This is a genomic window from Pseudoduganella sp. OTU4001, assembly GCF_038440195.1.
Classification (GTDB): domain Bacteria; phylum Pseudomonadota; class Gammaproteobacteria; order Burkholderiales; family Burkholderiaceae_D; genus Rugamonas.
In genome coordinates, this window is record NZ_JASATG010000061.1 from 1 (window position 1) to 12,552 (window position 12,552).

Sequence of the window (12,552 nt, forward strand, 5' to 3'; positions counted from 1 at the left end):
TAGCGTGCAACTCGTCAACCCCTCTTGTTTCTCGCTTCGTTTCGCGCTTTTCGCTGCGGCTCGTTGCGAGGGACAGAACTATAGCAAAGGGAACGCAGCTCCGCAAGGGGAGATGTATAGTCTCGCCCATGCAATACATTCCATTACCTGAACAAATGCCAACCGTCGTCGTCAGCGCAACGCGCACTGAGCGCGCCAGCTTCGACGTTCCCGCCGCTATCGATGTGCTGGATGCGGAGCGTATCCGCGATGGCCAACTGCGCGTCAATGCTTCCGAGGCGCTGGCCGCCGTGCCCGGCCTGGTGGCGCAGAACCGCCAGAACTACGCCCAGGATCTGCAAATCTCCTCGCGCGGATTCGGTGCGCGCTCCGCCTTCGGCGTACGCGGCGTGCGGCTGATTGCCGACGGCATCCCAGCCAGCATGCCGGACGGCCAGGGCCAGGCTGCCACCTTCAATCTCGACATGGCCGACCGCATCGAGGTCCTGCGCGGCCCCTTCTCTGCCTTATATGGCAACCACTCGGGCGGCGTGGTCCAGCTCTTCACGCGCGAAGGCAAAGGCCGCCCCGCGCTGGAGACCAGCGCCAGCGCGGGCAGCGACGGCATGTATAAGTTCGACCTTGCCGCGCAGGGCGAGTCGGCAGGCATCGGCTATGCGCTCGACGCTTCGCGCTTCCATACCGACGGTTACCGCGACCACAGCGCCGCCACCCGCGAGCAGGCGCACGCCAAGCTGACCATACGCGCGGCCGGCGGCGGCAAGTTCACGCTGGTCGCCAACGGCCTGCGCCAAAAGGATACGCAGGACCCGCTCGGCGCGACCTGGGCGACCTGGCAGCGCGACCCGCGCGCCGGCGAGACCGACGCCGCCGATACCGCAACGCCCAAGCGCACGCTGGCCGAGCGCTACAACACACGCAAGAGCATCGACCACCAGCAGGCCGGCGCCACCTGGGAACAGCCGATCGCCGGCGACGGCAAGCTGCTGCTCACCGCTTACACCGGCAACCGCCAGGTGATCCAGTACCAGTCGTTCTCGCGCGCCTTCCAGGCGCCGGCATCGCATTCCGGTGGCGTGATCGATTTCGACCGCGACTTCCACGGCGGCGAAGCACGCTGGCAGCGCGCCCTGCCGCTCGCGGGCGGCAAACTGACGGCGACTGCAGGCATCGAGTACGCACGCGCGAAAGATAACCGCAAGGGTTATGAGAACTTCGACGGCGCCGTGCTGGGCGTCAAAGGCCGCCTGCGCCGCGACGAGGACGATGTGGTGTCCAGCACTGATCCCTATGCGCAGGCCGAGTGGCAGGGCGAACGCTGGCAACTGACTGCGGGCCTGCGCCACAGCCGTATCCGGGTCGCCGTCGACGACCGCTTCACCAGCAACGGCAACGACAGCGGCAAGCTGCACTTCAGCCAGACCACGCCGCTAGCCGCCGTGCTGTACCGCGTGACGCCGACGCTCAACGTGTATGCGAGCGCGGCGCGCGGCTTCGAAGCGCCCACCCTGAATGAACTGTTTTATTCCGCCGGCGGCGCAGGCTTCAACTTCGGCCTGCGCCCGGCGCGCAGCAAGCATGCCGAGGCGGGCGTGAAGGCGATCCTTGCGCCTGGCGTACGCATGGACGCCGCGCTGTTCGAAGTGCGCACCAGCGACGAACTGGTGGTCGACACCTCCGCAGGCGGCCGCACCAGCTACCGCAACGCCGCCCGCACCCTGCGCAAGGGGGCCGAACTGTCGCTGGATGCCGCGCTGGGCGCCGGCTTCAGCACGCGCGTGGCGCTGACATCGCTGCGCGCCACCTACGAAAACGGCGCCCGCCTGCCTGGCGTGCCGCGCGCGAATGCTTTCGGCGAATTCGCATGGCGTGAAAGCGCGGGCAGCTGGGGCGCAGCGCTGGAAGCGGTGGCCAGCGGCAAGGTGTACGCGGAAGACAGCAATACCGAGCGCGCCGCACCGGGCTACGGGCTGCTGAATCTGCGCCTGACAGCGGCGCAGGAATTCGGTGGCTGGCGTTTCAATGAGTTCGCGCGCCTGAACAACCTGGCCGGCAAGCAGTACGTCGGTTCCGTGATCGTCGGCGATGCCAACAAACGCTATTACGAGGGCGCGCCCGGCCGCAACTGGGCGCTGGGTTTCGGCGCGCAGCGCACTTTCTAAACGTGCCGCTTGATGCGGCAAATGCTACAGCGCTCTTCCTGCTCAAAGCTGATGGATACCGGCAGGAAGCGCGCAATCACCTCGGCATTGGTGATGGCATGCTGGGAAACGTGATCCAGCGTGTATGAGCCGCCGCCGGCCAGCGCCATCGGCAGCATGAGCTGGTCGCCCAGGTGCTCGCCTACCGCCGCACCGGACGCCAGGTAGCGGCGCGCTTCCAGCGCGGCTTCGCGGGCCACGGTTTCAGCCCGCACGCCACGGTCGCCAATGGCGGAAAACACCTCGCTGACCGCATCGCTCTCGATGGTCAGCAATACGGCATTGCCTGGGCTGAAGGTGGGCGGCGTCAGCGTGGGCCGCATCTGGCCCTCATCCCATCCAAGCAGGTTGCGCACGGTGCTGAACTGGCGCTGCGCCACCTGCTCCGGCAGGCGCGATGCCACCACTTCAGCATAGGCCTCGCGCAGGGCGCCGCGCTCCATCAAGTCAAGATGGTGCAGCTGCCTGCACGGCCACACGCTGGCCGACAACACGCCGCCGCCCGCCGGATAAAAGCCGAAACGCTCAATGTCGATCTCCACATCCGCGCCCAGGGCGGCCAGTGCGCGGCAATAGGCGCGCTGCAGGAATTGCGCCGGCGGCGCTTTGGGATTATGCGTGCCGCCCACCACCGACACCGTGGTCGGATGCTCGGCATGCAGCAGAGCCGGGATCAGGGTTTGCAGCACCAGGGTGGTGCTGCCTGCCGTGCCGATGTCGAACTCGTAGATGCCGCCCCTGACCGGGCCCGGCGTGAATTCCAGCTCGGTCGATCCCACTTCCGCATGCGACACGGTGGCAGCGCTGACGACGGCCGCCGCCCGCACCGCCGACAAATGCTGGCGCCGCAGCCCCGGCTTGTCGCGGTTGGCGCGGATGTTCGCAATCCGGAATGGCTGGCCGGTGATCATGGACAGGCTCAGCGCCGTGCGCAGCACCTGTCCGCCGCCCTCGCCCGCTGATCCGTCCAGTTCAATCATCGCCTACCCCTTCACGCAAACCACCTGTTTCAGCGTATGCACGACCTCCACCAGGTCCTGCTGCGCCGTCATCACCGCATCGATATCCTTGTAAGCCATCGGGATTTCATCAATGACGGCGGCATCCTTGCGGCACTCGACGCCGCGCGTGGCCCGCACCTGGTCTTCCTGCGTGAAGCGGCGCTTGGCTTCGTTGCGGCTCATGGCGCGGCCGGCGCCGTGGCTGCAGCTGTGGAAGCTCTCAGGGTTGCCCTTGCCGCGCACGATATAGCTCTTGGCCCCCATCGAGCCCGGGATGATGCCCAACTCCCCCGCACGCGCCGATACCGCGCCCTTGCGCGTCACCAGCACCTCATGCCCGAAGTGCGGTTCGCGCTGCACGTAGTTGTGATGGCAGTTGACTGCTTCGAGATGGGTCTCGAACGGCTTCTTGATCACAGTGCGTACGGCGGCGACCAGGTTCTGCATCATCACTTCGCGGTTCATGCGGGCGAAGCGCTGGGCCCAGTCCACGGCCTGAACATAATCGTCGTAGTGCTGCGTACCTTCCTTCAGGTAGGCCAGGTCCTGGTCGGGCAGGTTGGCCAGGTGGGTGCGCATGTCCTGCTTGGCCAGTTCGATGAAATGGGTGCCAATCGCATTGCCCACGCCGCGCGAGCCGGAATGCAGCATGAACCAGACCGCACCCTCCTCATCCAGGCAGACCTCGACGAAATGGTTGCCGGTACCCAGCGTTCCCAGGTGCTTGTAGTTATTGGTGCGCTCCAGCTTCGGGGTTTTCTCGACGATGGCGTCGAATTCGTCCTTCAGCTTGCGCCAGGCGGCATCGACCGCCGGCGGCGGGTTGGCCCAGGAACCTTCGTCGCGTCCCTTGTGGCGCGGCGTCAAGCCATGCGGAATGGCTTTCTCGATGGCGCTGCGCAGAGGGCCCAGGTTGTCGGGCAGGTCGCGTGCGTTGAGGGTGGTCTTGGCCGCCATCATGCCGCAGCCGATGTCGACGCCAACCGCCGCCGGAATGATGGCGCCCACGGTCGGGATGACGCTGCCAATGGTGGAGCCTTTGCCGAGATGGACGTCCGGCATGACAGCAATGTGCTTGTAGATGAACGGCATCCTGGCCGTGTTGAGCAGCTGCTCGCGCGCCTCCGGCTCGACGGGGACGCCTTGCGTCCACATCTTGATCGGCTTGCCGCCTTCTACCTTAAGTGTTTCATGTGCCATTGCGCTCTCCCTGTCGGCATTATCCGCCAACCGGCAGGGAGAGCGCGCACAAACTTAGTAGGTGTTCAGCGCTTTGGAGAACTTGATCAGCCACAGGCGGCTTGGACGCTCGCGGTCTTCGCCGCGTGCCACGCGGATGCTGTTGGCCGCATTGCAGCCTGCCGAGCTGCTGGTGACGATGACGCCGTTCGCATCGGCATTGCACTTGGTGACGTCGGCATCGGCCACGGCTTCACCGGCCGGCGTGAAGATCCTGGTTTTCAGGCCGAAGTCATTGTCGTTGACCAGCGCCAGCGTATTGCCGTCAACCATGGTCAGGCCTTCCGCCTTTTCGGCCAGCCAGCCGATGGCGTTCAGGTCCAGCAACTGGGTTTTCTTCAGTGTGGCCACTTTGCTCCAGTCGGCGCCGTTGACCGCGGCGCCGCCCATCGAGCTTTTCTCCAGGTCAGAGCTGGCCGGGTTGAAGGCGGCGGCGCTGATGTCGGTGGCGCCCGCAATCTCCACCAGCATCAGCTTGTTGAATACTTTGCCGTTTGGCGCGGCGCCCTGTTCGATGACGATGAACTTGCCGTTGCCCAGTGCGACCATGTCGCCCAGCTTGGCGTTGCCGGTGCGGCCGTCCTGGTAGTCCGCACCGTTTAGCGGATAGGCGAACATGCGGCCGCTGGCGCCGGTCGCCGGGTCAAACTCGATCCAGCGGGTGAAGCGCGCGAAGCGCTCGACCTGCTCGCTCTTGCCGGTGACCGAGTACGGCGCGCTGCCGTCGCTCAGTGGGCTTTGCAGGAAGCCGTGCAGCTTGTCGGTGGTGGTATCCAGCGCCATGCCTTCCATGCCGCGGTTGGCGCGGCGCTTGGCGAGGATGGCCGGCAGGCCGCTACCCGGGGCGTAGCGCGCCTGGATCACGCCGGTGGCGGCGTCGATCTTCACGATGAATGGGCCGTATTCGTCCGACACCCACAGAGCATTGCGCTTCTTGTCGTAGGCGACCGACTCGATATCCAGTCCGTTGGCGTTGAAGACAGCCTTGCCGGCGGCGTCGTACTTCATGGCGTCGAACACCGGCACTTCGGCGGAGTTGCCAATGGTGCCGGCAGGGATGGCCAGGCCGGAGCTGTTGACGGTGGCGGAGACCTTGACCGGCATGCTGGAACTCAGCACCGCACCAGACTTGCCGACAGTGATGATGCCGATCGCCGGCGTGAAACTTGGCGCCGGGAAGATCTTCGCGCCCATGGTGCCGCTGCCATTCGGATTCGGTACGTTCGGGCCATCGCCGTTCGGGCCACGGTCGGTGAGGCCGTAGAACTCCAGGTCGCCGTTGGCGGCCGTGCCCTTGAAGGCCAGCGCGGAACCGTAGGATGGCAGGAAGCCAAGCGGGAAGTCGGCCTTCACCTTGGCGTTGCTGCCTTCGTATGGGATGTAGAAGCTGTTGGCGGCCTGGGTCTGGTAGCGCGTTACGGTGACGCTGGCTGCCGCCTGGGTAAAGCTTTCCTGAACCGGCGTGCCGACTTTGGAGGCCAGGGTGTCTTCGAAATGCTCGCGCACCAGCATGCGGCGGTCGTCATCGATGCCGCGCGCGCCGTAGGCCGCACCGGCGGCGGCCAGGTTGGCGGCCATGGCCTTGTTGAAGTCTGCCGCAGCCGCGCTGAAGTCGGCGCTCCTGCCGGCCAGCGCAGTCTTCACGTCGGCGGCGATCCTGATGCCGTTGGACGGGTCGTTATCCTCATCCAGCAGCTGCAATGCCAGCAGGCGGTTGACGACCCTGGCGTCCTTGACGTCATTCACGCCGGCCAGCTGCAGCGGCGTAATCGTGGCGGCGCAGGTGGCGCTGCCCAGGGCGATACCGCCGACGCTGAAGGCGACCGCCTCGCCTTCCTTGCAGCTGAACTCCCCCTTGGCGCCGGTGACGGCTTTGGCCGCAGTACCGGCGACGTAGTCGGCGCCTTCCACCGCACCGTCCATGAAGACGCCGCTGATGTTCGGCTTGACTGGTTCAGGGCTGCCGCTGCCACCGCAGGCGGCGAGGGCAAGTGCAAGGGGAAGGAGCGACAGGGTTTTCATGCAGGCCTCGGTAGGGGAAAAGGCCCAGCATAGTTAGCCGAAGTGACAAGCTTATGACAAGCTTCGCGCCACCATGCGCGGCCAGCACAGCCAGACCAGGATGGCGGCGCAAGGCAATAGCGCCAGGTGCAGCTGGAAGGTCCACAGCGGCGCCAGCGTCACGGACAGCAGCGGCACACCCTGCATACCAAGGTAAGCCAGCACGAAGATGGCCAGTTCCGCCGCACGCGCGGTGCGGCTGGCCGCCGCCAGCAGCAGCGCCCAGGTGGCCAGCGACAGGTTGACGGCCAGCGTGGCCAGGGCAATGCCGGGCGCTTCCGCCGCAAAGCGCAGCTGCGCCGGCAAGGTCGCAGCGCAAAGCAGCAGCACGGCGGCCAACCAGCGCGCGACGAGGATGCGGCGCACGGCCTGCGGTGCGGAGAACACCAGCGGCCCGGCGCCGCTTTCGGCTTCGCGCATGGCCGGGGTGGCGGCGATCTGCGCCATCAGCACCCAGGTTGCCAGCAGCGCATAGCTGGCGTGCGGCGGCGCTGCCGCCACGGCCTGCATGACCATCGCAACCGCCAACGCCAGCCACCACCACAGGCTGCGCCCATGCAGCGACAGGCGCAATTCCGCATCCAGCAGCACACCGGCACGCGTGCGCGCCAGGACACGCGACAACGCGCGCGGCCAACCCGGCGCCCAGCGCGGTGCGGCTGCCGCAGCGGCCCGGTTGCGGGCGGCGCCAAAACGGTCCAGCAGCGGCGCGGCAAGCATCACACCCAGCAAGGGGATTGCCAGCCAGGCAGCGCGTCCCAGCATTTGCAATGCGGGCATGCTCCAGGGAGCCCAGTCGAAGGTGCCCAGCGCCCGCGTGCCAAGCGAGCATACGCCGCAACCACTCAGTGGCTGGGTCAGCTCCGTGGCCAGGCGTTCCTGCACCAGCTGCTGGAAAATCGTAATGCCGTATGGGTCGCTGATCCAGCCATGCAGCGGCACGGTGTCAAAGCTGCGCACCATCGAAATCGGGATCGCAACCCACAGCAGGAAGTAGGCAAAGTTGCCCAGCGTGCGGCGCAGCGGCGGCAGCAGGTCGAACCAGAGCGCGAACATGGCCGTCATGGCGATGGTCGGCACGCCAATCAGCAGCACGGGCGCAACCATGGCCCCCAGATGCAGCACCGGGTCTTCGGCGCGCCACAGCTGGGCGCCTACGCCGGCCAGCAACTGCACCGCCAGGATGGCCAGCAGCACGGCAAAGTTGCCGCACCATTTGGCGGCCAGATAGGTGCCGCGCTTGAGCGGCGTGGCTTCGATCAGTTCCCACACGCGGGTATCGAAATCGCGCGCCAGGCTGCCGCGCACCAGGTAGAAGCCGGCCAGCGAAGTCCAGATCGACAGCATCGCCAGCACCATGCCTATCCACGCGCTGGAATACAGGCCGCGGTGGTGGCCGTTGATGCCCAGCACGATGTAGCCGGCGCTGGCGGCCGGGAAGCAAAGCCAGGCCAGGCCGGCAGTGGCGGCCAGCGTCAGCCAGAAGCGCTGCGAGCGTGTGCGTTCGCGCCAGTCGGTGGCGGCGATAGCCAGGAAGGTGTGCAGGCCCTGCATATCAAACCTCATGCGCCAGGGCGACCATGTACGCTTCTTCCAGTCCCGGCAAGGCAGGCACCGCATCCGGGTGCGGCGCCTGTTCCGACACGATGCGCAGCTGGATGCCGTCCGCGCGGCGCAGCGCATTGCAGACGCGGTAGCTGGCGCGTGCGGCTTCCAGGGCGCGCTCCGGCACCGTCCAGTCCCAGACTTTGCCTATGGCGGCGCGCAGCAACGCTTCCGGCGATCCGCTGAAGCGCAGCTGGCCTCTTTGCATCACGACCAGCGCGGTGGCGATGGCTTCCACGTCGGAGACGATGTGCGTGGACAGCAGCACCAGGCGCTTGCCGGCCAAATCCGTCAGCAGGTTGCGGAAGCGCTGCCGTTCACCGGGGTCGAGGCCGACGGTCGGTTCGTCGACGATCAGCAGTGCCGGATCGTTCAGCAAGGCCTGGGCGATGCCGACGCGCTGGCGCATGCCGCCGGAGAAGCTGCCGATCGGGCGGTCGCGGCCTGCCGCCAGTCCGACCATCTCGATACATTCGTCGACGCGCGCGCCAATCGCCGCGTGCGGCAGGCCTTTCACCGCCGCCAGGTAGCACAGGAACTCACGCGCCGTCTGGGCGGGATAGATGCCGAATTCCTGCGGCAGGTAGCCCAGTTCATGGCGCAGCGCTTCCGGGTCCTGGGCGATATCGCGTCCCTTCCACAAGATCCGGCCTTGCGTTGGCCGGGTCAGCGTGGCGAGCATGCGCATCAGGGTCGACTTGCCCGCGCCGTTCGGCCCAAGCAGGCCGACAATGCCGGCGCCCAGTTGCAGCGATAATCCCGCCACCGCCTGCTTGCCGCCCGCATAGGAGTAGCCGACGCCGGACAGGTCAAGCAAGGCTTGCGCGGCCGCCGGCGCCGATGCCTTGGCCGATGCCATGGCGGCGCTCATTGCGCACCTCCCTGCGGCAGCAGCGCATATGTAGCCGGATCGATCCGCCGTCCGCCGCGCTTGGGCTGCAGGTCGCCATCCAGCTCCACGCCGGCCTGGTCGAAATGTCCACGCAAATAGCGCGCCGCACACGCATTGAAGCCTGGCGCCTTCTCCTGGCACAGCACCTTGTCGAGCACCAGCATGCCGTCGGCCTCGCTGCGCGCAGCCACCAGGTCGCCCGTGCTACCGAACAGCGACCCGCCTTGCGATGCAAAGCCGACCGCGCCCACATCCGCCGCCCGCACCACCGCCGGGCGCTCCAGCCTGACGAAGCCGGCCAGCCCGTACGTTTCGATGCTCGTCACCCCGCCCATGCGCGCTGCGAAATCGTCCGCGCTGCCGCCCGCAGCGAAAGCCTTGTGCATGGCGCGCAGCTGCTTGCCATCCAGGGCGTCCAGTGCGCCGACATCGCCCACCACCAGTACGCCCGGCGCGGCAATGCGCGCCCATTCCTTTGAAATCTGCTCCAGCTGCGCCGGAATGCGGTCATCGGCGCGCGGCGTGGCGCCCTCGCCTACGAAGAAGCGCACGCCGCTGCCGGTTGTGGCGGAGCAGGCGCCGAGAACCAGCACAACGGCCGGCACGAAGTGTTTGAGCTGCATGGAATCCCCTTGTACTGAATGGCCGCATTAGACCGTGCGGCCAAGGGGAAGGACTAGCTGTCAGAGCTGACAGTAGTCAGATTAGGCGCAGCATGGCAGCCTTGATAGTACAGGCAGTCTTGTTCACTGCACCCAATTTATCCATGCAGTTATTGATATGGAAGTTCACCGTACGTTCGGAAACGCCGAGGATGTCGCCGATTTCGCCGGAAGTCTTGCCATCGGCAGTCCAGCGCAGGACGTCGCATTCGCGCTCGGTCAGCTGCGGCAGTTGCTGCAGCTGGGGCGCCAGCACGCGCGCTGCATTTTCATGGACAGCATGAACAAGCCAGTGCATGCGCAAGCCATTCGCGGCAAGCTCCTGCTCGGAAATCGCGTCACCCGAACGGGCCAGGGTCAGCATGCCGACCGCGCCGTTGGAATTTACTGCAGCCTGCGCCCAGCCTACATGCAGGCCATGTCCTTGCGCGTCCTCCCACAGGTGGCGCGCCGATGCGAAAACATCTTCCGACCATTGCAGGGGCGCCGTCGAACGCAGCGCATGCGCCACGGTGGGATCGATCGCCATATAGGACTGTTCCGCATAGCGCTGCTGCCATTGCTGCGGATAACTGCTGATCATCAGCGTCTGCGGACGGGAAAGGGGTAAGGGCATGCGGATGCCGTAAGCGAAGAATTCATATCCCAGGCTTCTGGCTGCATCGCTGGCTGTGGCCAGCAAACTATCCGCGTCGGAGGTGGAGGAGAGCGCTCGCGCTATCGATTGTTGCCAGTCAGTTATCATGGCGGAAAAGATAGCACAAAAGCAAAAAGGCCCGCTAACCTAGCGGGCCTTCCTGTTGTTAATTAGTCTGACGATAACCTACTTTCACACTGGTTGCAGCACTATCATCGGCGCAGAGTCGTTTCACGGTCCTGTTCGGGATGGGAAGGGGTGGGACCGACTTGCTATGGTCATCAGACTTGACCGGTACTGGTGTCAGTTCCTCAACTGGGCAACTGTCACCTTGAATTCTGAAGCAGCGATTATAGCAGACTTGGCGCGAAACTACCACCGCTGCCTTAGTTGCCATAAAATAACGAAATGAAATCCATCCTTATGACTACCCTGCTGGCCTTCATGGCCGGCGCAGCACACGCCGACAACTACTGCGACTCGCCCGAGTGGTCGGTGGCCTATAACAAAAGCTACGATGAAGTCCTGGCGCTGGCGAAAGGCCGCGACAAGAAAGTCGCGGACGTCGAATGCAGCGTCGCCGACCAGGTGCTCGCCGTCATGGAAGGCGAGGCAGGTATCGAACGCTATCCGGGACGCGTGCTGATTGCCGATGAACGCGACCAGCGGTTCAAGGTAGTCCAGCGCGTAGGCAAGTACACCATTTTCAGCTATGCCTATAACCCGCGACAGCTGCTTCAGTTCGCGATGAAGGATCTCACTTGGCATGAAGGCGAATTCCTGCAGGCCGGCCCTTACAAAGTGATTGGCGTGGAAGAGTTCAAAAGCTTCACTGGCTTCCCCGTCAAACTGATGGTGATGCAGCTGTTCCCGTTCTATGGTCCAAAGAAGTAAAGACTAATAAGGGTGCGGCAAGCGGGCCAGCTCATAGCTGCGCCCGATCGTCCGGCCCAGCGCGCGCCAGTCGGAAGCATCGGCAAAGCGGAAGTCGCGCATGCGGCCATCCTGCTGCGCCGGCAGTCCGCGGTCGACCACTGTCACTACGCGCGGCTTCCCATCCTCGAATACCAGCGCTTCATCCGCAGCCTCATTGGTGTTCACGTCAACAGCGATCACGCGGCCGCCATACAGCATGGTCACCTTGTCGACCAGCGTATGGCCCACCACCACCGTGGTCGCGCCAAAGCGCGCCAGCGCCTGCTGGACTTCAGCCTCGGTGGCCAGGCCAGCCTCCTGGTCGAAGTAGCCACGGTACTGCGTCAAACCGCTGCGGCCCAGCACGGCCCCGAGCGCAGGGTCCGCAGCGCGCGCGCCGCGCCAGTACTGGCGCATGGCGTCATTCAGCTGTGCCACGGTGAGGCCGCTGTCTGCCGTCGCCTTGCTGATGCCGCCGTGCGTGAACAGCACACTGCCCATTTGCAGAATGACCGGTTGCGCGCGCAGCCAGGCGCCGATCACGGTATCGCTGTCAAAGGCCTGCACCGGGCCACCCAGCTGGGCGAGCGCGTACAGGTGGTCGGCGTGCGCGCGCGAAGTGTTCCCGCGCAGGATGTACTGCTCGTGATTGCCCAACACCATATGCAGGCCGCCGCCGGCGCGCTGCGCCTGCTGCGCCAGTGAGTACAGGCGCCACAGCACTGCGAACACGTCGCGGCCACGGTCCACCGCATCGCCCACGATGACAAGATGGCCGGCGCCATAGGCCCAAGCGCCGTTATTGCCGGTCACGCCCAGTTTGGCCAGCGCGCCGTCAAGGAAGTCCAGGTTGCCTTCAATATCGCTCAGCACCGCAACCTTGGCGGACATGGGCAGCACGGCGCCCGCAGCGCTGGACGCGGCGGCTTCGAGCGGGTAGGCGGTACGTTTGCCGCCGCAATCGATGGTCAGCTGCGGCCCGGAAACCTGCTGCTGATGGACACGGTCTTCGCAGAACCAGCTTGCTGACCAGCCCCCGCCGGCATCCTGGCGCACGATCGGACCATCCAGGAAGCCAGGCAGGCTGGAGCCGTCGCCGGTCCCGGCCGGCATCGCGACCTTGGCAATGCCTTTGCCAATCGGGACGTACAGGCGCTGGTGCACGCCATTTGGATTCAGCTCGATACGGGAGTGGTAAAGGGCAACTGCGACGAGGATCAACAGCAGCAGGAAGGTGCCGCCAGCCAGGATGGCCAGCCAGCGCAGGGGTTTCTTGATATTCATCTGGCAATACTAATCAAGTATTGCCGAAAAAGCAAAAAGCCCGCTGGCACATGCC

General features: G+C 65.4%; 10 protein-coding genes and 1 rRNA gene. 2 read left to right on the forward strand and 9 right to left on the reverse strand.

What is annotated here, in order from left to right; translation table 11 throughout:
• Nucleotides 1–155 precede the first annotated feature (155 nt).
• Nucleotides 156–2,162 carry a TonB-dependent receptor family protein gene (locus AAHE99_RS26270; protein WP_342120899.1) on the forward strand — a complete coding sequence of 669 codons (2,007 nt, stop codon included), beginning with the start codon at nt 156–158 and terminating at the stop codon, nt 2,160–2,162.
• Here the strand turns inward: AAHE99_RS26270 and rtcA are convergent.
• The 8 genes from rtcA to rrf form a co-directional block, all read right to left on the reverse strand.
• On the reverse strand, nt 2,159–3,181 hold the full coding sequence (gene rtcA / locus AAHE99_RS26275; protein WP_342120900.1) for an RNA 3'-terminal phosphate cyclase: 1,023 nt from the start codon (nt 3,179–3,181) through the stop codon (nt 2,159–2,161). The genes AAHE99_RS26270 and rtcA overlap by 4 nt on opposite strands.
• A gap of 3 nt (nt 3,182–3,184) precedes the next feature.
• Nucleotides 3,185–4,402: an RtcB family protein gene (locus AAHE99_RS26280; protein ID WP_342120901.1), complete on the reverse strand. Its 1,218-nt coding sequence runs from the start codon at nt 4,400–4,402 to the stop codon at nt 3,185–3,187.
• A 54-nt stretch (nt 4,403–4,456) separates the two neighbouring features.
• On the reverse strand, nt 4,457–6,463 hold the full coding sequence (locus AAHE99_RS26285) for an esterase-like activity of phytase family protein (protein ID WP_342120903.1): 2,007 nt from the start codon (nt 6,461–6,463) through the stop codon (nt 4,457–4,459).
• A 51-nt stretch (nt 6,464–6,514) separates the two neighbouring features.
• Entirely contained in the window at nt 6,515–8,056 is a 1,542-nt protein-coding gene (locus tag AAHE99_RS26290; RefSeq protein WP_342120904.1) for an ABC transporter permease, read from the reverse strand.
• Nucleotide 8,057: 1 nt separating this feature from the next.
• Nucleotides 8,058–8,978, reverse strand: coding sequence for an ABC transporter ATP-binding protein (locus AAHE99_RS26295; protein WP_342120905.1), 921 nt, complete (start codon nt 8,976–8,978; stop codon nt 8,058–8,060).
• On the reverse strand, nt 8,975–9,622 hold the full coding sequence (locus AAHE99_RS26300) for a hypothetical protein (RefSeq protein ID WP_342120907.1): 648 nt from the start codon (nt 9,620–9,622) through the stop codon (nt 8,975–8,977). The genes AAHE99_RS26295 and AAHE99_RS26300 overlap by 4 nt, the downstream gene beginning before the upstream one ends.
• A gap of 76 nt (nt 9,623–9,698) precedes the next feature.
• Nucleotides 9,699–10,406 (reverse strand): autoinducer binding domain-containing protein, encoded by a 708-nt coding sequence (locus AAHE99_RS26305; RefSeq protein ID WP_342120908.1) that lies wholly within the window; start codon nt 10,404–10,406, stop codon nt 9,699–9,701.
• 65 nt (nt 10,407–10,471) lie between these two features.
• Nucleotides 10,472–10,584, reverse strand: a 5S ribosomal RNA gene (rrf, locus tag AAHE99_RS26310).
• A 122-nt stretch (nt 10,585–10,706) separates the two neighbouring features.
• On the opposite strand from rrf, the gene AAHE99_RS26315 reads away from it, so the two are divergent.
• A complete protein-coding gene (locus AAHE99_RS26315) occupies nt 10,707–11,192 on the forward strand; it encodes a hypothetical protein (protein WP_342120909.1) in 486 nt (161 codons plus the stop codon).
• Nucleotides 11,193–11,195: 3 nt separating this feature from the next.
• Here the strand turns inward: AAHE99_RS26315 and AAHE99_RS26320 are convergent, their stop codons facing one another.
• Nucleotides 11,196–12,497 carry a metallophosphoesterase gene (locus tag AAHE99_RS26320; RefSeq protein ID WP_342120910.1) on the reverse strand — a complete coding sequence of 434 codons (1,302 nt, stop codon included), beginning with the start codon at nt 12,495–12,497 and terminating at the stop codon, nt 11,196–11,198.
• Nucleotides 12,498–12,552 lie beyond the last annotated feature (55 nt).